The organism is Aliivibrio sp. EL58 (genome assembly GCF_900312675.1).
Classification (GTDB): domain Bacteria; phylum Pseudomonadota; class Gammaproteobacteria; order Enterobacterales; family Vibrionaceae; genus Aliivibrio.
Genome location: NZ_OMPC01000012.1, coordinates 256,730 through 279,940, shown reverse-complemented (window position 1 = coordinate 279,940; position 23,211 = coordinate 256,730). Strand labels below are relative to the sequence as shown.

The following is a 23,211-nucleotide window of genomic DNA, read 5'->3' as shown; positions in this document are numbered from 1 at the left end:
TAAATTTAATTTGCTCTAGTGTAAACAAAGAAATGGCTTTTATCACCTATTCTATTGCTTGTTTCTGATATTTGTTTGCTAGAAGGACCGCAGCAGAAGTAAGAAGTTCGTATCAAAAATAAAAACACCTCTTAAAACAAGATATTATTAAATATAAATTGAGAGATTCATCACATTATTTTTATAGCTAAAACTAAAAAAAACATAAAATAAGCTTTGGCTCAAATTCTATACAAACTTATCACTAAATTTATAAACATCTGATTTTTAATGATAAGGATCACAAAAAAATAATTAAAAACAGCGTTCAATTGCAGTTTTTAGATTGTTTTACTAACCTTTTAGCCGCAATACCCCTGAAAATATAGCTATTGAAACAGTGAAGCAGGATGATAACTATTCTTAAACATAAGAAGTTATTCATCATGTACTTCATTTAGAATGGACATAATCTCCTCCACCCTTATAGGAATTAGAATAATGATGAACAAAAAAGTACTAGCTCTAGCAGTAGCAGCAATTACTTCAGCTGGCGCAGTAAACGCAGCAGAAATCTACAAAGGCGCAGACCAAACTCTAGAAATGGGCGGCCGTGCTGAAGCTCGTCTATTCGCTCAAGATGGTGACGTTTCTGATAACACTCGTGTACGTCTAAACTTTAAAGGTACTACTCAAATCTCTGACGGCCTATACGGTGTTGGTTTCTACGAAGGTGAATTCACTAACAACGAACAAGGTGGTGTTGACACTGCTGATGGTTCAAACCTTGATAACCGTTACACATACGCAGGTATCGGCGGTAACTTCGGTGAAGTAACTTACGGTAAAAACGACGGTGCGCTAGGCGTTATCACTGACTTTACCGATATCATGGCTTACCACGGTAACTCAGCAGCAACTAAAATTGCAGTAGCTGACCGTACAGATAACAACCTTGGCTACAAAGGCACATTTGGTGACTTCTCTGCTAAAGTAAACTACCGTTTTGACGATGCAGCAGCAAATACTGAATCTAACGATGGTTACGCACTATCTGGTATCTACGCATTTGGTGATTCAGGCTTCAAACTAGGTGGCGGTTACGCAGACCAAGCTGACAGCAACGAAGCAATGCTAGCTGGTTCTATGACTATGGGTGACCTATACTTCGCTGGTACTTTCACAACAGGTGAAGTATCTAACGAAGACTACACTGGTTACGAAGTTGCAGCTGCATATACTATGGGTAAAACAGTATTTACTTCAACGTATAACAACGCTGACCATGACGGTTCTGCAGCAACTTACGCTAAAAACAACCTAAGCGCTGATAACTTAGCATTTGATGCAACTTACTTCTTCAATGCTAACTTCCGTACTTACGCATCATACAACTTCAACCTACTTGATACTGATGGCAAAAAAGGCATCACTAAATCAATGACTGAAGATTCTCTAGCTCTAGGTATGCGTTACGACTTCTAATTAGTCTTAACTCTTACTTAAATAAAGCGCTCACCTTGGTGGGCGTTTTTTATTTGTGACATTCCATTAATTTTTTCCTATTCATTACACATCATTCGCTGCAAGCGCTAAGATACTCTCAATTATCTTTATATTGAGTGCCTCATGACTTTTTCTCGTTTTACCCTACTGGGCCTTGCCCTATTCTCATGCTCTAGTTTTGCTAGCATTCAACACTCGCTTAATACTCTCCCTGCTGGAAGTCGAGCTGCCATTGTGGTTGAAGAGATATCTTCACAGGATATTGAATACCAACAAAAGCAAGATGAACTGCTCCCCCCTGCGAGTACCTTAAAAATTGCCACCGCATTAGCAGCTCGACTCGCGCTTGGTAAAGAGTTCACCTTTACAACCTCTCTATATAAAGATAAAGCCGATAACGATGTCGTGCTGACTTTCACTGGTGATCCATCTCTATCACGTAAGCAGCTCTCTTCTCTATTTGATGAAAGTGATATCAAAGCTATTCAAGGCGATTTATGGATCGACGGCACGATTTTCACAGGTTATGAGCGAGCTGTTGGTTGGCCATGGGATATTCTAGGCGTGTGTTATAGCGCCCCATCGAGTGCATTAAGTATTGATGAGAACTGTGTGCAAGCTTCGATCACAACTCATGATGATGGAAGTACCAGAGTCTTTGTTCCTATTCATCAACCGATCTCTTTTTCTAGCTACGCTAAAAGTGTGAGCAGAGAAGAACAAGAGTCGACCTTCTGCGATCTAGAACTAACCACTCAAGGTAACCATTATGAGCTAAATGGCTGCTTGGTTAATCGTAATAAACCGCTTCCTCTAAAGTTTGCAGTGCAAGACACACAAGATTTCACCGAGCAAACGGTGCTTAAGATTTTAAATGAACACAATATTAAACTTAATGGCGAGGTGCGTTTTGGAAAACCAGATACGCCACTTATTACTAATAATAAATTAGCAATGCACAGCTCAAAGCCATTAATGGAATTGTTGGATCACATGCTTAAAAAATCAGATAACCACTACGCTGATAACTTAACCAAGATGCTAGGTCATTTGAATTACCAACAAGCAGGTAGCTTCACCAATGGCACCGCAGCAATTAAAGATATCTTATTAAAACAAGCGAATATTGATTTGAGCAATGCAGTACTGGTTGATGGCTCTGGTTTATCTCGTAATAACCGAATGACCGCAAATCAAATGAAATCAATCCTGCAGTATCTCTATAAATACGATAATGAATTAGGTTTGATCGAACTATTACCGACATCAGGTATTGATGGCACACTAAAATATCGTAACAGCATGCGTAAAGAGCCAGTTAAAGGCGGAATGAAATCTAAAAGTGGTTCGTTGTTTGGTAGCTATAATATGGCAGGATTTGTCGGCCTAGAAAACAAGGAGCCTCTACTGTTTGTTCAATTTGTTGCAGATTACCACCTTGTTGCAGCAAAGAAAGGATCGACACCGGTTGAACGCCCTATTGATACCTTTGAGAAAAGCTTTTACCAAGAGTTAATTGAACTCTCAAAAGATTAGGGTTTTATGTCTCTAATTGACTGCATTAGATTAACTAGAAAAGATAAATGAAAAAATCCCGAAGAACTCTCATTCTTCGGGATTTTTATTACTTAACTAATATTGTTACTTAGCCAGTTTCGCAATTAAGCGTATTTAGCTGCTACTTTAGCGTGTAGCTCTTGAACAGAGTTAACCGTGTTACGGTCATCTGCTTCATGCGCTAAACAACTAGCAAACGCTGCATTTAGCGTTGTTGTGTAGTTCACTTTTTCAGCCAATGCACCACGACGTAATACTTTAGAATCTTCAATCGCTTGACGACCTGCTGCAGTATTTACGATGTAGGTGTATTCACCATTCTTGATACGGTCAAGAATGTGAGGGCGACCTTCGTGTACCTTGTTTACTAGACGAGGGTTAATACCCGCTTCGCCAAGAATAACCGCTGTACCATGAGTAGCATCCAGTTGGTAACCCAATTTAACAAGGTGTTTTGCTAAATCTACAACACGTTTCTTATCGCCTTCACGAACAGAAAGTAATGCACGACCGCCTTCTGGGTACTCTTTGCTACAACCTAATTCTGCTTTTGCAAATGCTTCAGCAAACGTTGCACCAACACCCATAACTTCACCTGTTGAGCGCATTTCAGGGCCTAACAGTGGGTCAACACCAGGGAACTTGTTGAATGGTAATACTACTTCTTTAACAGAGAAGTAAGGTGGGATAATCTCTTTTGTAAAGCCTTGAGACTCAAGAGACTGACCCGCCATTACACGTGCAGCAATCTTAGCGACTGGCGCACCTGTCGCTTTAGATACGAATGGAACCGTACGTGCAGCACGAGGGTTAACTTCAATTAAGTAAACTTTGTTATCTTTAACGGCAAACTGTGTATTCATTAAGCCACGAACACCTAGCTCGAATGCTAGCTTACGTACTTGATCACGCATCACATCTTGGATTTCTTCGCTTAATGTATAAGCAGGAAGAGAACACGCTGAGTCACCTGAGTGAACACCCGCTTGTTCAATGTGTTCCATGATACCAGCGATAACCACTTGCTCACCGTCACAGATTGCATCTACATCAACTTCGATTGCATCATCTAGGAAGCTATCAAGAAGTACTGGAGATTCATTTGAAACGCTTACTGCTTCGTTGAAGTAGCGACGTAAATCTTGCTCATCGTATACGATTTCCATCGCACGACCACCAAGAACATAAGAAGGACGAACAACTAATGGGAAGCCTATTTCGCGAGATTTCTCAATAGCTTGTTCCATTGTCGTTACGGTTGCGTTTTCTGGTTGTAGAAGGCCTAGACGGTCTACAGCAACTTGGAAGCGCTCACGGTCTTCTGCACGGTCGATAGCGTCTGGGCTTGTACCAATAATTGGAACGCCAGCAGCTTCAAGAGCACGAGCCAGTTTAAGTGGTGTTTGACCACCGTACTGAACAATAACGCCCTTTGGTTTTTCAATACGAGCAATAGCTAGTACATCTTCCAGAGTTACTGGTTCAAAGTATAGACGGTCAGACGTATCGTAATCAGTAGAAACAGTCTCAGGATTACAGTTAACCATGATAGTTTCGTAGCCATCTTCACGAAGTGCTAACGATGCGTGTACACAACAGTAATCAAACTCAATACCTTGGCCGATACGGTTTGGACCGCCGCCTAAGATCATGATCTTATCTTTATCTGTTGGGTTTGCTTCACACTCTTCATCGTAAGATGAGTACATGTAAGCTGTATCTGAAGAGAACTCAGCCGCACAGGTATCTACACGCTTGTAAACAGGGTGAATATCATGTTGGTCACGAAGACGACGGATCTCGCTTTCTGCAACACCTAATAATTTAGATAAACGCGCATCAGCAAAACCTTTACGCTTAAGTTTACGAAGGCTATCCGCTGTTAAGCTAGCGAAACCTCCCGCTTTAACTGCTTCTTCTTCTTTTACTAAATCTTCAATTTGAACTAAGAACCAACGGTCAACGTTTGTTAAGTTAAATACGCCATCTACTGACATGCCAGCACGGAATGCATCGGCGATATACCAGATACGTTCTGCACCTGCGTCTTTTAATTCGTGACGGATCTTAGTTAATGCATCAGGAGCATCAAGATCAACCATTTCATCAAAACCATCCGCGCCAACTTCTAGGCCACGAAGTGCTTTTTGTAGTGATTCTTGTTGGTTACGGCCGATAGCCATAACTTCACCAACTGATTTCATCTGTGTTGTTAGACGATCATTTGCCCCTGCGAATTTTTCGAAGTTAAAACGAGGGATCTTAGTAACAACGTAATCAATTGTTGGTTCGAATGATGCTGGTGTTGCGCCACCTGTAATATCATTCATTAACTCATCAAGTGTATAACCAATCGCAAGTTTCGCTGCAATTTTAGCAATAGGGAAACCCGTAGCTTTAGATGCAAGCGCAGATGAACGTGATACACGTGGGTTCATCTCGATGATAACCATACGGCCATCTTTCGGGTTAATACCAAACTGTACGTTTGAGCCACCCGTTTCAACACCAATCTCACGCAGTACTGCTAGAGAAGCATTACGCATTAATTGGTATTCTTTATCTGTTAGCGTTTGAGCTGGAGCTACAGTGATTGAGTCACCTGTATGGATGCCCATTGCATCGAAGTTTTCAATCGCACATACGATGATACAGTTGTCGTTCTTATCACGAACCACTTCCATCTCATACTCTTTCCAACCGATTAATGATTCATCGATTAGAAGCTCGTTGGTTGGAGATAAGTCCAAACCACGGCGACAAATTTCTTCAAACTCTTCCTTGTTATAAGCGATACCACCGCCCGTTCCACCCATCGTAAATGATGGACGAATAATACAAGGGAAGCCTACCATCTCTAGAACTCTGTAAGCTTCTTCCATTGTTTTTGCAGTATCAGCCGTTGGACACTCAAGACCAATTGACTTCATTGCTTTATCGAAACGTGAACGGTCTTCTGCTTTATCAATTGCATCAGCCGTTGCACCAATCATCTCAACACCGAATTCAGCAAGCACACCGTGCTTTTCTAAATCAAGCGCACAGTTCAATGCTGTTTGGCCACCCATTGTAGGTAGAACTGCATCTGGACGCTCTTTTTCGATGATGTTACGAACCACTTCCCAATGGATAGGTTCAATGTACGTTGCATCAGCCATGTCTGGGTCAGTCATGATTGTTGCTGGGTTAGAGTTCACAAGAATAACGCGGTAGCCTTCTTCACGAAGTGCTTTACACGCTTGTGCACCAGAGTAGTCAAATTCACATGCTTGGCCGATTACGATTGGGCCTGCACCTAGAATTAGAACGCTTTTAATATCAGTACGTTTTGGCATCTTATTACTACTCCGAATTAAGCTTTATGCTGCTGAATCAATTCAATGAAATGGTCAAATAATGGCGCTGCATCATGTGGACCTGGGCTTGCTTCAGGGTGACCTTGGAAGCTAAATGCTGGCTTATCTGTACGATGAATGCCTTGCAGAGTGCCATCAAACAATGATTTGTGTGTTGCACGTAAATTTTCTGGAAGTGTTTCTTCATCTGCCGCAAAACCGTGGTTCTGTGCAGTGATCATAACTACATCACGATCCAAATCTTTAACAGGGTGGTTTGCACCGTGGTGACCAAACTTCATTTTTACTGTTTGAGCTCCTGATGCTAGAGCAAGAATTTGGTGACCAAGACAGATACCAAAGATTGGTAGACCTTTTTCTAAGAACACTTTCGTTGCTTCAATTGCATAAGTACACGGCGCTGGATCACCAGGGCCATTTGATAGGAATACGCCATCTGGATTCATTGCTAACACTTCTTCAGCTGAAGTTTGTGCAGGAACGACTGTTAGGCGACAACCGCGGTCTACTAACATACGCAGGATGTTACGTTTAGCACCGAAATCGTAAGCTACAACGTGAAATGGTAATTCACTGTCTGCTTTTTCTTCTGGCAGACCGCCAGTCAGTGTCCAAGAACCTTGCTTCCATTGGTAAGCTTCAGAAGTTGTTACTTCTTTCGCTAAATCCATTCCCTTAAGACCTGGGAACTCTTTTGCTTGAGCAAGTGCGAATGCTTCATCTAAGTTGTTACCCGCTACGATACAACCGTTTTGAGCACCTTTTTCACGCAAAATTCTAGTCAGCTTACGCGTATCGATATCAGCAATGCCGACAATGTTTTGAGATTTAAGATATTCAGAAAGAGTTTGTTCACTGCGGAAGTTTGAAGCTAGAAGAGGAAGATCGCGAATCACAAGGCCTTGAGCGTGGATAGAAGAAGATTCTTCATCTTCGGAATTGATTCCGGTATTGCCAATGTGAGGATAAGTAAGAGTAACGATTTGTTGAGAATAGGAAGGATCAGTAAGAATTTCTTGGTACCCCGTCATCGAGGTATTAAAAACGACTTCACCAACGGCCGAGCCATCTGCTCCAATCGATTGACCGCGGAACACTGTCCCATCTTCTAGGACTAACAGCGCTGATTTACTCAAGACAACCTCCAAACATAATAAACATTCAGTTTTTACAAATATTAATGCAAAACTGTTTTTTTAGACCCAAAATTCTAACTTCAAGTACGAATTTTGACAAATTGGCGAAATTCTAGAGATCTATGAGATTTCTGTCAACAAAAAACATATCTTAAAATGATTTTTTTAGGCAACTCACTACAAAAAAGTCATTTCAATAGCAAAACAATCACTTTAACCATCTAATGTGATGATCATTTACCCTTAAAATGATTTTCTGCATATTCAATCTTTTTTCACCATAAGAAATTACTGTTCAAAATATAGCAAACGTTAAAACACCAAGTTAACAGTAAAAAATAGAGGCTTTATACAAAAAACCAGCTATAGCAAACAAAATAAGATACAAACTTAATAAATATGTGTCGTTCTATAAAAGAAAAGTAACGACATCAAATAGCCAAACCGTTTAATACGGTTCGCCATTCGTGCATAAAGCATGATTAACAGGTCATTGCAGTATTTATAGTTAAAAAAAAGCCCGAATCAATAACGATTCGGGCTTAATATAAATATTATAGTTGATCCAACTCTAATACATCATGCATGGTATAAAAACCAGGAGACTTCTGATGAAGCCAGTGGGAAGCTCTCACTGCACCATTAGCAAACGTCATTCTATCCGTTGCTTTATGCGTAATTTCGACACGTTCACCAATATCTGCAAACATAGCAGTATGCTCTCCGACAATATCACCCGCACGAATGGTAGCAAAACCAATTTCATCTTTAGTTCGTTCACCGGTAATGCCCTCACGACTATACACGGCAACATCATCAAGCTTATTACCCATTGCACCTGCTATAGCCTCTCCCATACCAATAGCTGTACCTGAAGGCGCGTCTACTTTATAGCGGTGATGCGCTTCTACAATCTCAATATCACAATAATCACCCATCACTTTTGCTGCCTTTTCTAACAGCTTGAAGACAAGGTTAACACCAACACTGTAGTTAGGAGCCATAACAATAGGAATATCTTTTGAAGCTTGATCGATAAGCGCTTTACCTGGTTCACTAAAGCCTGTTGTACCAATGACAATCGCTTTTTTATGCTCTTGGCACAATTCGATATTTTTAAGCGTCGAAATAGGAAGAGTAAAATCAATAATCACATCAAAGTCATCAACGACTTTTGCTAAATCATCAACAATGGTAAGGCCCGATTTTCCTAATCCAGCCATCTCACCAACATCAACACCGATTAAGCTTGATTCTGGATGCTCGCTTGCGGCTGCAAGTACAGCAAACTGAGAGCCATTTACTGCTTTAATTAGATTACGGCCCATTCTTCCTGCTGCGCCAGCAATTGCTACTCTTACCATTTTTCTTGCTCCTTTAAATGCTTATCCTTGCACTCTATCTTAATTTTTCTAGTTCGACTATATGAAGTTCTAAGACACCGTTTTTATTTGTAATTCTTTTGGTACTTCAAAGAACATATTTTCTTCACGTCCAGCTAATTCATCAACCGTCGTACCACCAAGTGCTTTTACTTTCTCTATAATCTGATTAACAAGCTCTTCAGGAGCAGATGCACCCGCGGTGACGCCAATTTTAGCTTTCTCTGTTAACCATTCTTCTTTTAAATCTTCAGGGCAATCTATCAAATAACTGGTTGTGCCTAATTTTTCTGATAATTCACGAAGCCTATTTGAGTTCGATGAATTTTTAGAGCCTACGACTATCATAATATCGACTTGGTTAGCCATATCTCGCACTGCATCTTGACGATTTTGTGTTGCATAACAAATGTCATCTTTGCGTGGGCCTTGAATTTCAGGGAATACACGGCGAAGTTCATCAATGACGTCTGCTGTTTCATCAACAGACAGTGTTGTTTGACTTACGTAATGTAGGTTGCTTTCATCACGAACACTCAGCTTTTCAACATCCGCTGGTGTTTCAACTAAATACATTCCACCCGCTTCGCTAGTATATTGCCCCATCGTACCTTCAACCTCAGGATGACCTGCATGACCAATCAATACGACTTCTATATTCTTCTTACTAGCACGAGCAACTTCCATATGAACTTTTGTTACTAATGGGCAAGTTGCATCAAACACGGTTAATGCACGATCTTTTGCTTCTTTACGTACCGCTTGAGAAACACCGTGAGCTGAAAAAATAACGATATTATCGTCAGGTACTTCATCTAACTCTTTAATAAAAATAGCACCACGCTGTTTTAAACCCTCAACAACAAAGCGGTTATGTACCACTTCATTACGAACATAAATAGGGGCTTCATACAATTCAAGAGCTCGCTCAACAATACTAATGGCACGATCGACGCCAGCACAAAATCCACGAGGGTTAGCTAATACTATTTTCATTTTTTATCTCTATTTAGTGTTGGTTTAACCAACCGCTACAATTTCTACGTCAAAGATAACATCTTGACCCGCTAATGGGTGATTAAAATCAACCGTAACTGAATCGCCAGCAATCTCGGTAATAATCCCTGGAATATCTACGCCATCAGGGCCACTGAATGCCATAATGGTACCCTCCTCAGCGGCTGCATCTCCGACAAAACGACTTTTGTCCATATGATGAATATTATCAGGGTTAGGCAAACCAAAAGCATCTTCTGCGCCAAGCTCAATACTTTTTGATTGCTCGGCTTCTAAACCTAATAAACACTTCTCAAAGTTATCACTAATGCTGCCATCACCCATGGTGAATTTTGCCGCTTTTCCTCCAGTATGCGTACTGTCTGCAACTGAACCATCTTTTAGTTTGATTGTGAAATGTAGAGTGACTTCGCTATTGCTTTCAATTTTTGACATTTTCTTTCCCTAGATATCTTATACCAATGTAACTAATTAGATGATCTATTTATTACGCAGGAAAATCACTTAAGAGTCAGGCAAAAATTCTTATAAGTAGTTATTCTACGATAATAATTTTTAACGCAACTATTGAGTGATTTAACCAGTAATAATGATCAGGTAATTAATGGAATTGGTATTAATTTAATACTTAAAAAAAACGCCACCTCGAGTTCACGGGCAGCGTTAATTTACTTTCTTTTTATTTACTGTGCTTTTTTACTAGTACGAAAACCATCTAGAATGATAAGTCCCGCACCAATACAAATTGCAGCATCTGCTAAATTGAAAGCTGGCCAGTGATAATTACCCCAATAGAAATCAAGGTAATCCACGACAAAGCCATGAACCAAGCGATCAAACACATTACCAATCGCACCGCCAATGATCAGTGCATAAGCCATGTTATTCAGTTTGTCAGTTTGCGGTGCTTTACGCATCCAATAACCCAATAAACTACACACAGCAACAGCAATGCCAGTAAAGAACCAACGCTGCCAACCGGCTTGATCACTTAAAAAGCTAAATGCAGCACCATAGTTATGAACATAAAGAAAATTAAAGAATGGCAATACCTCAATGCGGTTTGCCCAACCATAACCCATCTCTTTCATCACAAATAATTTGATGCTGATGTCTGCCATAAAGATGATCCCCGCCAGCCATAGCCAGCGAAGTCCTGATTCTTTAAGCAGCGGTAATGTCTTATTATCGCTAGTCATTATGCAAATTTACGCTCTTCGCCTTCGCCGCTAACGTTAGATACACAACGACCACATACTTCTTCGTGACCTTCGATAGTACCTACATCAGCAACATGGTGCCAACAACGCTCACACTTCGCAGCTTCAGAAGCGGCAACATCTACAAACAGACCTTCAAGTTCTGTTGCTTTTGCTGATTCTGTTTTTTCGCTTAGTGGTTTCACTGTCGCACTTGATGTTAGAAGAACAAAACGTAACTCATCTTCAAGTTTGTTAATTTTAGCCGCTAGTGCATCGTCTGCGTATAACGTAACTTCAGCTTGAAGTGAACCACCGATAACTTTCTCACTACGAGCAGTTTCTAGCAGTTTGTTTACTGACGCACGAACTGATTGGATTTCAGTCCAGAATTCATTATTAAATTCTTCGCCTTCAGCAAGATCAAACAGGCCTTGGTACCACTCACCTGTGAATACGAATTTCTCGCGCTCACCAGGCATTTCATTCCAGATCTCATCTGCTGTGAATGACATGATTGGTGCCATCCAACGAACAAGAGCTTCTACAATGTAGTAAAGCGCAGTTTGACAGCTACGTTGAGCGTGACCACTTTGCTTCGCTGTGTATTGGCGATCTTTAATTACGTCTAAGTAGAAAGAACCCATTTCGATTGAACAGAAGTGCATCAAACGCTGAGTTACTTCATGAAGGTTGTATTCCTCAAAAGACTTAATGATCTCTTCTTGTGCAGCAAATGCACGACCAACAGCCCAGCGATCCAGAGCAACCATTTCTTCAGCAGGAACGATGTCTGTTTCTGGGTTAAAGCCATTTAGGTTAGCTAAGAAGAAACGTGCTGTGTTACGAATACGACGGTATGCGTCAGCTGAACGTTTTAGGATTTCATCAGAAACCGCAACTTCGTTAGTGTAATCCGTTGAAGCAACCCATAGACGAAGAATATCTGCACCTAGTTTGTTAGTTACGTCTTTTGGTGCAACTACGTTACCGATAGATTTAGACATCTTACGACCATTACCATCTACCACGAAACCGTGTGTTAGTACTTGGCGGTAAGGTGCTTTACCTTTCATTGCAACAGAAGAGATCAGTGATGATTGGAACCAACCACGGTGTTGATCTGAACCTTCTAAGTAAAGGTCAGCACTGTGTGTTCTTTCTTCTTTTTCTTCTGGGAAGTCATACTCTTCACGAGAATCAACCACAGAAAAGTGAGTAACACCTGAGTCAAACCATACGTCTAATGTATCTAATACTTTTTCGTATTTAGCGGCGTCATCTTCACCCATAAGCTCAGCGGCATCTACATCCCACCATGCTTGAATACCTTTCTCTTCAACTAGCTTAGCTACTTTTTCAATTAGCTCTAGTGAATTAGGGTGTAGTTCAGACGTTTCTTTGTGAACGAATAGAGCGATTGGCACACCCCAAGTACGTTGACGAGAGATACACCACTCAGGACGACCTTCGATCATACCTTCGATGCGGTTTTGACCCCACTCTGGCATCCACTCAACACTCTTCACTTCTTCTAATGCTTTTGCACGAAGACCCGCTTGATCCATTGAGATGAACCATTGTGGTGTTGCACGGAAGATAATTGGCGTTTTGTGTCTCCAGCAATGTGGGTAGCTGTGCTCGTACGCGTGATGATGCAGTAATGCACCTTTCTCTTTCAATACGTCAAGAACTGAGTCGTTTGCTTTAAATACGTGCTGACCAGCAAACAGTTCAGTATCAGGAAGGTATACACCGTTTGAACCTACTGGGTTTGCAATTTCTAGATCGTATTTTTTACCAACCACGAAATCTTCTTGACCGTGACCAGGGGCAGTATGAACGATACCTGTACCTGAATCTGTCGTTACGTGCTCGCCTAAAATAGCCGGAACCGTAAAGCCATAGAATGGGTGATTGAATTGAAGAAGCTCTAAATCAGACCCTTTTGCAAAACCTAAATTATGGAAATGCTCGATACCAGCACGATCCATTACAGATTTAGCTAGCTCAGATGCAAGGATTAGACGTTGTGCTTTTTGCTCACCATGTGCTTCAACTTGAACTAATACGTATTCAAGATCAGCATGTAATGCTACTGCACGGTTAGCAGGAAGAGTCCAAGGTGTCGTTGTCCAGATAACAACCGATACTTCACCTTCACCTTGATGACCTTCAGGCGTGCTGAATTTTGCTAATGTTGCTGCTTCGTCTGCCGCAATAAAACGCACATCAATAGATGGAGATACTTTATCTTGGTATTCAACTTCTGCTTCAGCAAGTGCTGAACCACAATCTGTACACCAGTGAACAGGTTTAAAACCTTTAAGTAGGTGACCTTGGTCAGCAATTTTACCCAGTGAACGGATAATGTTTGCTTCAGTACCAAAATCCATAGTGCGGTATGGTTTGTCCCACTCGCCCATGATACCTAAACGCTTAAAGCTTTCTTTTTGGCCTTCAACTTGGCCTGCCGCGTATTTACGACACTCTTCACGGAATTCAGCCGCAGAGATTTTTTGACCTGGTTTGCCTTTTTTCTTCTCTACCATTAATTCAATTGGTAGACCGTGACAATCCCAACCAGGAATGTACGGCGCATCAAAGCCAGAAAGTGTCTTTGACTTAATAATAATGTCTTTAAGAATCTTGTTTAACGCGTGACCAATATGGATGTCACCATTTGCATAAGGAGGACCGTCGTGTAATACGAACGATTTCTTACCTTTTTTTGCTTTACGGATTTCACCGTAAAGATCTTCATCATACCAACGCTTCAGCATTTCTGGCTCACGATTAGCCAGGTTACCACGCATTGGGAATCCTGTTTCTGGCAGGTTCAAGGTATCTTTATAGTCACTCATTGATTCTTAATTCCGTTACTTGGGCGAAATGAAATGTTATCTGTTTTCAGACAGCCACACCCGTGCTGCCTGAGAATCTAATTCTATTTGTTGTTTTAATGCGTCAAATGACTCAAATTTATGCTCATCACGCAACTTACAAAGTAACTCCACATCCAATTGCTGGCCATATAAATTGCCTTTGTAATCGAAGAAGTGAACTTCCAGTTGTTGACGAACGCCATTTACCGTTGGACGGTTACCTATATTGGCGACACCGCCTAATTGTTTACCATTACTGTCTTTGGCTTGAACAACATAAACGCCAGACACAGGGGAAACACAACGTTTTAATGGGATATTCGCAGTGGGAAAACCTATCGTTCTCCCTAATTTTCGACCATGTGAAACACGGCCTGTAATACTATAATTTCGCCCTAACATCGTGGCGACATCTTTTAATCGGTCTTCAGCAAGAGCATTACGAATAGCAGTACTACTGACTCGTTGTTGTTGCAGACAAAAGCTTTGTGTATTTACTACTTCAAAGCCGTATTTTTTACCTGCTTTTTGTAGCATTTCAAAGTTACCTTGGCGATGTTGTCCAAAACAAAAATCATCACCAACAACCAGAAACTTAACACCCAATAGCTTAACCAACAAATGCTCAACGAATTCATCTGCCGTTTGCTGTGCAAATTTATGATTAAAATTAATACAAAGCAGACGCTCTATATTCAATTTATCAAGCTGAACAAACTTATCTCGTAAACGAGTCAATCGAGCAGGTGCTTTCTCTTTAGCAAAAAATTCCATTGGTTGTGGATCAAATGTCATCACAACAGAAGGCAAACCTAATTGCTTAGCTTTAGCCTTAACTTGTTGTAATACTTGTTGATGTCCTAAATGCACACCGTCAAAATTACCAATAGTCATTACGCAACCGTTATGGTCAGGCGTAATATTATGAATGCCTCGGATTAATTCCATTATCTCAATATCAAGTTATTTGATTAAAAAAACTGACGAATTATATACTAATGTGTCCAACCAAACCACTGAACAACGTAATTCTTACTTTAGACTGAAACTCGTAAATGACGAAGGCGTAAACCGAAGAGTACCGCTGTTATCAAATAACTCAGTGCACCTAGGCCGATGAAGCCAATCAGCATGATCATTCGTTTCATCAGATCCCACTCTAGCCATACGCTAATTGATGGCATAAACCAAATTAATACGGTGACCATTACGCCGCCAGAAACGATTAACTTTCCAATATAAACCAGCGTTTCCTTTGATAACTTATACACATTGGCTAAGTGAAGACCACGGTAAAGTAACGCCATATTAACCAAAGCAGATAGCGCGGTCGCCATTGCTAGCCCTACATAACCATAGAAAGACGCAAAAATAGCATTAAAAACCATATTCGTAACCATAGCAATGATGCCGTAACGAACCGGTGTTTTAGTATCTTGTCGTGCGTAATATCCTGGAGCTAATACTTTGATTAACATAAAGTTAAGTAAACCAGATGCGTATGCAAGTAAAGAAAGAGAAGCTTGATTTACGTCGTGTGGAGAAAACTCACCACGCATGAATAGCACCATCAACATTGGTTTTGCTAATACCATCAAACCAAGCATCGCCGGGATCCCAAGTAAGATCACCATTCTCACCCCCCAATCCATTGTTTGTGAAAAACCAGTTCCTTTTGCATCGACATGTTGGCGTGAAAGCGCAGGTAAAATTACGGTCGCAATGGCAATCCCAAATAAACCAAGGGGAAATTCCAACAAACGATCAGAGTAGTAGAGCCAACTGATCGATCCTGTCGCTAGGAAACTTGCAATAAAAGTATCAAATAATAGGTTAATCTGACTTACCGACACACCAAATAATGCTGGGATCATTAATGTTCTGATTTTTGTTACGCCGGGATCATTCCAACCCCACTTAGGACGAACGAGCATTTTCGCTTTATAAAGAAATGGCAATTGAAATAAAAATTGAATTAAGCCGCCAAGGAATACACCAATCGCTAAGCCAATTTCAGGTTGTTCTAAATTTGGGGAAATAAAATACGCACAAGCAATAATGGCAATATTTAAAAAAACAGGTGTAAAAGAAGAAACAGCAAACTTACCTAATGTATTTAAAATGGCACCAGAGAGCGCAACAAAGGTGATAAACCATAAATAAGGGAAGGTAATTTTTAATAAAAAGCTAGCAAGCTCGAATTTAGGAGCATTAGGACCATCATTAAGCCAATCCATAAACCAACCGGCTCCAAACAGCGCAGTCACAACCCCCGAACCAATAATGCCAAAGAAAGTCACTATGGTAACTAGCACCCCGAGCGTGCCTGATGCTTTAGCTATTAATTCTCGGGTTTTATTATCATCTCCGCTGGCATGATATTCCGTCAGTACAGGCACAAAGGCTTGCGAAAAAGCCCCTTCTGCAAACAAGCGACGTAAAAAATTGGGAATTTTATTCGCAAAGAAAAAAACATCCGCAGATGCCCCTGCGCCCATTAAATTTGCTACTACTACATCACGGACTAAACCGAGTACTCGAGACACTAAAGTCATGATACTGACGATTAAGCCAGAACGTAAAAGTCGTTTACTCACAAAAAAACCTCACAAAGATGGTAATGATGACCATAAATAGCTTACTAACTGGAAAAAATGCTGTTAGAATGCACGCCATCTTAACCGTGTTTTGCCATTCTCATCAAACTTTTGTTTGAGACAGCTTGGTTTTTACACAAATCATTTGACATTTGGGTTCAATGGGTGCATATTTCCCGACCTTAAATTGTCACCGAACTACGTTTTTGGGAGTTAGACCCTTGGCAAATAGTAAATCTGCTAAGAAGCGCGCAACTCAATCTGAAAGACGTCGCCAGCACAACGCTAGCCGTCGTTCAATGATGCGCACTTACATGAAAAAAACTATCACAGCTATCGAAGCTGGTGATAAAGAAGCTGCAACTGCTGCATTAGCAACAGCTGTTCCTCTTCTAGACCGCATGGCGACTAAAGGCCTTATTCATAAGAATAAAGCTGCACGTCATAAAGCGCGTTTCACTGCTGCAATCAAAGCTCTTTAATAGAAATTTGATTCTCAGTTAGAAATAAGAAAAAACCGACTTAGGTCGGTTTTTTTATATCTGAAATTTGATAAAAGAGAAGGACTAACCTCTCTATCTATCTTTTATCTTTTATCTTTTATCTTTTATCTTTTATCTTTTATCTTTTATCTTTTAATTCTTTGGACAATAAAGATCATGCAATAATTGAATCACTGATTTTACTTCTTCACTATTAAGAGAGTAAAAAACAGTTTGAGATTCTTTTCTCGTCGACACTAATTCATCTTTACGCAGCCAACCTAGATGTTGCGATAGCGCTGACTGACTCAATTCTAATTTATCGGCAATTTGACCTACCGATAACTCCCCTTCAAGTAACAAACATAATATAAATAAGCGACGTTCATTCGCCATCGCTTTTAATAATGCTACCGCTTGAGGTGCATTTTCTTCCATCATTTGTAAGTTCATAACTTTAGACCTCTAATTTAGCTCCCTCTAATTTAGCTTAGTCAGCTTTATTATTGCAAATGAAAATCAAATAAATGTGAGAAATCAGCGGTACAGATGCTTTTTACTGCTGGGTGTTGGATCATTCTCTCTGCAAAAATAACGTAATACTCTTCTTTTAAGTCGTTTACATCCGCAATTCTATGCAATGAAAGGTCAGAATCCGCTTCATTCATATATACCGTTGGCGCTAAAAATACTGCATTATTTTCGCGAGCAAACGCCTTCATTAACGCAACATCATCAAACTCTCCAAGTATATTTGGTTTAATACCTTGTTGATCACACCATTGAATCACTTTTCTACCCATTGAGGTTCGACTACCAGGGATCAATAATTTCTTTTGTTCTAATACTTCAGGAAAACGAAAATCCGTCATCTCTTTAGAGCAAAAAAAACTCATATTACACTCGCCTAGCTTCTTACTAAACAAGCCTGAGTTTTGGCTTGAGTCAACAGGGCAATCAGACAAGATCATATCTAATTTATGCTGAGATAATTGTTCGAGTAACAATTCATGGGTGGATTCAAAACAACGAAGGTGAATAGAAGCATCTTCAGGCACCGTGGTTGAAAGAACTTTACTAACTAAGCGCTTAGATAAGGAATCAGCAACCCCAACGTCAAATAGCACATTAGATTGCTGACTATAGTTAACGATATCTAGCATTTCATAACTTAGACCAAACATACGATCTGCATACTTATAAATTAACTGCCCTAGTTCTGTCGGCTCTACGTTGCGTCCATTACGTTTAGTTAGTTTGCCATCAACTCGCTCTTCTAGCGCTTTAATTTGACCGGTCACCGTTTGGGGTGTAAGAAACAGAGCTTCTGCCGCTTTTGTTACTGAGCCTTGTTTGCATACCATCCAAAAATAGTACAAGTGATTATAATTTAAATGAGACATAGCAATCCTTGTTAATTTCGATTCACGGATGAACGTTAATAATTAAAAATGATAGAAAGAGAGAAGATACGCCATTTATGACAGTAATAGCAAACACTTCGTAAAAACCATAACTTTTTCACTAAAACCTCGAATTTTCCGCATTCAGGTTCTTAAAAGTGTCATACGATAGCAATATAGAACAAAATCGTTTCAAAAAATATTTTATATTCCATTTTAAAATAACCAATAAAAATCCTTTTAATTCAATTGCTTAACTAGAACCCAATTACCTAATATCACACTAAAAATAAATATGACGAATTTATTACAGTTTTTGCCTTCACTGTAATATTTCTGAAATATTCGTTATCTACTATCGCTGCAGATTAAATAAACCGACAACATACTATTTCGGTACGGAGCTTTACTATGAATACCCAATCAATTTCTGCAGCACCAATGAGCAATACCTCTCGCATGCTGCGTTGGGCAAACTTAGCATTTATGCTTTACCTTCTTCTTTTAGCTGTTGCAATGGTCGGAACAGGCTTCAAATGGTCTGTAGGTGAAGAAGCTAAAGTTCTATTTGAATTTGCTTCTCATCCAATCGCAGGCTTAATGATCGGCCTAGTTGCGACAGCATTAATTCAATCATCTTCTACAGTAACATCTATTATTGTTGGATTAGTAGCTGGTGGTTTACCAGTAGAAACCGCAATTCCTATGGTGATGGGTGCAAACATTGGTACAACAGTAACCAATACACTTGTAAGTCTTGGTCACGCTCGTTGTAAAACTGAATTTAGACGTGCATTTGCTTGTGCGACAGTACATGACTTCTTTAACCTTCTAGCGGTAGCTATCTTCCTACCATTAGAAATGATGTTTGGCATTTTCCAAAAACTATCACTTTGGTTAGTCTCTCCACTATTAAGCACTGGTGATATGAGCATCAAGGGCTTTGATTTCATTAAACCAATTACAAAGCCTGTAATCGGTGCAATCCAAGAGCCTCTATCTAATTTAGGTAGCATGACTGGTGGTCTACTAATGATTGCTTTAGGTATTGTTATTCTTGTAATTTCAATTACCTTAATGGGTAAACTAATGAAGAGCCTAATGGTTGGTCGTGCTCGTGACATTCTAAAGAGTGCTATTGGTCGCGGTCCACTTCATGGCATCGCTTCAGGCTCAATTGTTACTGTATTAGTACAATCATCTTCAACAACAACAAGCTTAATGGTTCCATTAGTTGGTACTGGTGTTCTTAAGGTTCGTGATGTATATCCATTTACTCTTGGTGCTAACATCGGTACTTGTGTGACTGCATTGCTAGCAGCAACAGCAGTATCTGGTGAATACGCTGTATTTGCTCTACAAATTGCACTGGTTCACTTATGTTTCAATGTGATTGCGACTCTAGTTATCTTTGGTACTCCATTCCTACGTGAACTACCATTGAAAGGCGCAGAGTGGATTGCAGAGATGGCAAACCGTAACAAAGGTGTTGTTGCTGGTTACCTAAGCTTTGTGTTCATTATTCTACCAGGCAGTGTATTAGCACTAACTGTGTAAGCTTAACTGAATAAAAAAAGCCCCATCGCAAAAATGCGTTGGGGCTTTTTTTGTTTTTTCAAACCTTAATTTGTTTCAGTTTCTTTCTTATCTTCTAAACCCGCCTCTAAAATATCTTCTATTTTGGGCTCTTCACCTATCTCATTACTTAAATCTATTGCTTCAGTGTGACGAATAACAATAATCGGCTCATCAATCCCCATCGAATCTTCTCCACTCTCTTCTTGGATCCTCATCTCTTCTAAAGCTCTATTTAGGTTTTCATTAGCAACACGATAGTAAGAGGCCTTTTTATCAATAGCTTGCTCTAAATACGGTACAGCCTCTTCTGGACGCCCTTGTAGAATAAGAAAGTAACCGACATTATTTAATGCTTCTGGTGCTTCCATATGTCGCATGAAAGTATTAATTGCACGTTTGATGTCCCCTTGTGCAAGATAAATTAACGCAAGATTATTTTGTGCTTTTTCATTTTCTGGTGAACGGTTAAGAGCCCACATGGTGTAACGTTGAGCATCCATATAATTAGCATTCATGTAATAAGAGTAGCCAAAGTTAATTAATACTTTGACCGAATTAGGTTTAATAATTAATGCTTTTTGATAGAACTGCTCAGCTAACATGTGATCACCCTCAGTATCAGACAAAATACCTAACCCCATATAAGCTAACGCAGGTGACGCTTCATCAATCGAAAGTTGGCTAATATCTTCAGGGAACACCGTTTCATTGCCTTTGATTATTAGATTACTTTCCAAGCGGATCTGATCAGCATTGAGAGCGCGATAAAAATAACTCTTCCCCTCTCTAATCATGCCTTTTTCTGTGTATATTGCTCCTAACTTTTCTAGAGGTTCTACCCCATTAGGATCAAAATCTAATGACATCAAGTAGGCTTTTTCTGCTAACGAGTCTGAATTTCGTAGTTCATGAATACGCCCAATATTTACTAAGGTTCTCGCTTGATGCTGAGCTTCTGGATATGATAATGACCGAATATATTCATATAACGCGAGATCAATATTCCCCTGTTGAAGAGAGACATCACCTCTTGTTATTGCCTCCACCTCAGTTTCTGGCGCCTCTTCTTGAGTTAATGACTCTATCGGCTTACCGTCATACAAATTCGTTTCATATTCAGAGGGCTTATCTTCTTTTGAAGCACACGCTGTTAAAAATAAAGACAGTATGATGCAAAATCCTAATTTTTTTATCGTTTTCATCTCAGACTCCTTAATTAGAAAAAGCTTTAGATAGCGTAATTAACGCCGGGCCGAGTGCGACAATAAAAAAACAAGGCCAGATAAATAAAAGCATTGGAAATAACATTTTGGTTGGTATTTTTGCGGCAATTTCTTCTATTTCTTGATTACGTCTATCACGGAGATCTTCCGTATAATCGCGCAGTGTTTGAGCTATGCTTCCTCCAACACGAGAGGCATGTGAAAGGATACTGACTAACCCTGAAAACTCCACCACTCCAGTCCGTTCAATGAATTCATTAAAGGCATCTGGCATTTCAACTCCGGCTTTTATTTTTGCACTCACGGTATAAAGCTCATCAGCTAACTCACTATGAGAAATCGTAAGCTCATCAGACACTCGACGCAATGCAGGAAGAAACCCTAATCCAGATTCAGTACAAACAACTAATAGGTCCAGAGCATCAGGCATCCCCTTACGAATACTCAGCTGTCGTTTTGAAATTAAATGGTTAAGAATAAAACCAGGGATAAGCAGTGAAATAAAAACAATCGCTAACATGATAAATTTAATCATCGCTAGTTCGGGAAGCATAAAATAAACCACCGCAGCGACAAATAAACCAACGATGACAGAAAGCACTTTCAGGGCATAAAAATTGGTTAATGTGCGTTTATCATGAAACCCTGCATGCATTAACTTACGACGCGTTGATTCGCGCTCTTTAACACTGGTTGGCGCTATAACAGGAGAAAGAGATTCAAGAGTCCCATCAATTTTTTCATTTGATTTTAAAGTTGGTGATGGTTTTACCGATAATCGATTTAATTTCTTTCTTAATGGTGAATTTATCCCACTCAGGATAAAACCGACAGATAAAACAAGTAATGAGGTTGCAAATAAAATTATCCCTAACACAAACCATTCTCGCTTTATTTCTGAGCTTCCAATGTATGAGAACCACTCCATAATATCGTTCATATCACACCTCAAAACTGATTATTTTTCTTATCCACATAGCACCAAAGAATAGACTAACCGCGCCATAGCTAACCATTGTGAGTCCTCGAGGATCGATATAGAAGGGTTCAAGATATTCCGGTTTCGCGAATGACATTGTAATGAAAAGTAAAAAAGGGGCGAGCACCAATATCCATGCTGACATACGACTTTCTGCAGATATTGTTTTTATCTTTCTCGATAGTTTAAATCGAGCACGTAATACGTTTGACACCTTTTCCAAGTTTTCAGATAAGTTACCACCAGTATCTTTTTGAAGCAGTACCGCACTTGAAAAAGCTAACATTGACACAGTTGGAGAGCGATCCGCCATTTGCAAAATAGCCAAACGTAAATCATAACCATAAGTTAATAAATTAAAGGTGTTTTTAAACTCAACCCCTATTGGGGCTGGCATTTCATTACCTACTTCATTAAAGGCTTGAGTTAAAGGCTGACCGGTTTGTAACATTCGACGAATAATATCCAGCGCATCGGGTAGCTGCTCTTCAAACGCATTTAATCTATTTGATATTTTTTTATTCAAGTAAAAATAAAGTATAAACCATACTGAAAAAAAGACAGTGACAGACACAAACCATAACTGATTGGTTAATATAGAAATAAGACAGGCTATACTGCCGATACCCAAAGTCACTATCAGCACTTCACTTAAGCTATATTTTAACCCTGCAAGTTCAATCAACCTCTTAGTTTGAGCAAGCATATCAAACTTAACCAACGCCTTATCATAAGGTGATAAACTCGCAAGATAATGCTCATTTAATAGATTTCGACTCTCTTCATCTAATTTACTGCGCGTAGCTTTTAAGCGCTTAGTTAACTCTTTATGCTTAGCTTTTTGCCCCGCAGCAGGAAGTATTAAAACCTGTGATATTAAAAAAACAGCAGAAAAAAGTAAGATAAAAAATAAGGTCGGATTACTTTGCATA

18 protein-coding genes are annotated in these 23,211 nt (G+C 39.8%); 4 read left to right on the top strand and 14 right to left on the bottom strand.

The window, feature by feature from the left end; all coding sequences use genetic code 11:
• Positions 1-483 precede the first annotated feature (483 nt).
• Together ED622_RS19380 and dacB are read left to right on the top strand one after the other, a co-directional pair.
• Positions 484-1,464, top strand: coding sequence for a porin (locus tag ED622_RS19380; RefSeq protein WP_174213467.1), 981 nt, complete (start codon positions 484-486; stop codon positions 1,462-1,464).
• A 144-nt stretch (positions 1,465-1,608) separates the two neighbouring features.
• Positions 1,609-3,021 (top strand): serine-type D-Ala-D-Ala carboxypeptidase, encoded by a 1,413-nt coding sequence (dacB, locus tag ED622_RS19375; RefSeq protein WP_122036664.1) that lies wholly within the window; start codon positions 1,609-1,611, stop codon positions 3,019-3,021.
• A 125-nt stretch (positions 3,022-3,146) separates the two neighbouring features.
• Here the strand turns inward: dacB and carB are convergent, their stop codons facing one another.
• From carB to murJ, 9 genes are all read right to left on the bottom strand, one after another.
• Positions 3,147-6,377, bottom strand: coding sequence for a carbamoyl-phosphate synthase large subunit (gene carB / locus ED622_RS19370; protein WP_122036663.1), 3,231 nt, complete (start codon positions 6,375-6,377; stop codon positions 3,147-3,149).
• 17 nt (positions 6,378-6,394) lie between these two features.
• Positions 6,395-7,534 (bottom strand): glutamine-hydrolyzing carbamoyl-phosphate synthase small subunit, encoded by a 1,140-nt coding sequence (carA, locus tag ED622_RS19365; RefSeq protein WP_105054026.1) that lies wholly within the window; start codon positions 7,532-7,534, stop codon positions 6,395-6,397.
• A gap of 554 nt (positions 7,535-8,088) precedes the next feature.
• Positions 8,089-8,898 (bottom strand): 4-hydroxy-tetrahydrodipicolinate reductase, encoded by an 810-nt coding sequence (gene dapB / locus ED622_RS19360; RefSeq protein WP_122036662.1) that lies wholly within the window; start codon positions 8,896-8,898, stop codon positions 8,089-8,091.
• A 69-nt stretch (positions 8,899-8,967) separates the two neighbouring features.
• On the bottom strand, positions 8,968-9,912 hold the full coding sequence (gene ispH, locus ED622_RS19355; RefSeq protein ID WP_045102849.1) for a 4-hydroxy-3-methylbut-2-enyl diphosphate reductase: 945 nt from the start codon (positions 9,910-9,912) through the stop codon (positions 8,968-8,970).
• A 24-nt stretch (positions 9,913-9,936) separates the two neighbouring features.
• Positions 9,937-10,368 (bottom strand): FKBP-type peptidyl-prolyl cis-trans isomerase, encoded by a 432-nt coding sequence (gene fkpB, locus ED622_RS19350; RefSeq protein ID WP_122036661.1) that lies wholly within the window; start codon positions 10,366-10,368, stop codon positions 9,937-9,939.
• Between the two features lie 248 nt (positions 10,369-10,616).
• Positions 10,617-11,132 (bottom strand): signal peptidase II, encoded by a 516-nt coding sequence (gene lspA, locus ED622_RS19345; RefSeq protein WP_045102851.1) that lies wholly within the window; start codon positions 11,130-11,132, stop codon positions 10,617-10,619.
• A complete protein-coding gene (gene ileS / locus ED622_RS19340; protein WP_122036660.1) occupies positions 11,132-13,996 on the bottom strand; it encodes an isoleucine--tRNA ligase in 2,865 nt (954 codons plus the stop codon). Before ileS ends, lspA begins: the two co-directional genes overlap by 1 nt.
• A gap of 36 nt (positions 13,997-14,032) precedes the next feature.
• On the bottom strand, positions 14,033-14,965 hold the full coding sequence (gene ribF / locus ED622_RS19335; protein ID WP_122036659.1) for a bifunctional riboflavin kinase/FAD synthetase: 933 nt from the start codon (positions 14,963-14,965) through the stop codon (positions 14,033-14,035).
• Positions 14,966-15,054: 89 nt separating this feature from the next.
• Positions 15,055-16,614: a murein biosynthesis integral membrane protein MurJ gene (gene murJ / locus ED622_RS19330; protein WP_122036658.1), complete on the bottom strand. Its 1,560-nt coding sequence runs from the start codon at positions 16,612-16,614 to the stop codon at positions 15,055-15,057.
• A 221-nt stretch (positions 16,615-16,835) separates the two neighbouring features.
• Between murJ and rpsT the strand changes: the two genes are divergently transcribed.
• Positions 16,836-17,096 carry a 30S ribosomal protein S20 gene (gene rpsT, locus ED622_RS19325; protein ID WP_122036657.1) on the top strand — a complete coding sequence of 87 codons (261 nt, stop codon included), beginning with the start codon at positions 16,836-16,838 and terminating at the stop codon, positions 17,094-17,096.
• Positions 17,097-17,249: 153 nt separating this feature from the next.
• Here the strand turns inward: rpsT and ED622_RS19320 are convergent, their stop codons facing one another.
• Together ED622_RS19320 and nhaR are read right to left on the bottom strand one after the other, a co-directional pair.
• Entirely contained in the window at positions 17,250-17,549 is a 300-nt protein-coding gene (locus tag ED622_RS19320) for a helix-turn-helix transcriptional regulator (protein WP_122036656.1), read from the bottom strand.
• A gap of 50 nt (positions 17,550-17,599) precedes the next feature.
• Positions 17,600-18,499, bottom strand: a complete 900-nt coding sequence (nhaR, locus tag ED622_RS19315; RefSeq protein WP_122036655.1) for a transcriptional activator NhaR — start codon at positions 18,497-18,499, stop codon at positions 17,600-17,602.
• A gap of 411 nt (positions 18,500-18,910) precedes the next feature.
• Here nhaR and ED622_RS19310 point away from each other — a divergent pair, with 411 nt between their 5' ends.
• A complete protein-coding gene (locus ED622_RS19310; protein ID WP_122036654.1) occupies positions 18,911-20,056 on the top strand; it encodes a Na/Pi symporter in 1,146 nt (381 codons plus the stop codon).
• 65 nt (positions 20,057-20,121) lie between these two features.
• Here ED622_RS19310 and ED622_RS19305 read toward each other — a convergent pair whose 3' ends face one another.
• From ED622_RS19305 to ED622_RS19295, 3 genes are read right to left on the bottom strand one after another with little or no spacing between them, the layout of a single operon-like run.
• On the bottom strand, positions 20,122-21,279 hold the full coding sequence (locus tag ED622_RS19305; RefSeq protein WP_122036653.1) for a lipopolysaccharide assembly protein LapB: 1,158 nt from the start codon (positions 21,277-21,279) through the stop codon (positions 20,122-20,124).
• 10 nt (positions 21,280-21,289) lie between these two features.
• Positions 21,290-22,240: a type II secretion system F family protein gene (locus tag ED622_RS19300; RefSeq protein ID WP_122036652.1), complete on the bottom strand. Its 951-nt coding sequence runs from the start codon at positions 22,238-22,240 to the stop codon at positions 21,290-21,292.
• A 1-nt stretch (position 22,241) separates the two neighbouring features.
• Positions 22,242-23,210, bottom strand: coding sequence for a type II secretion system F family protein (locus ED622_RS19295; protein WP_122036651.1), 969 nt, complete (start codon positions 23,208-23,210; stop codon positions 22,242-22,244).
• Position 23,211: the final 1 nt, after the last annotated feature.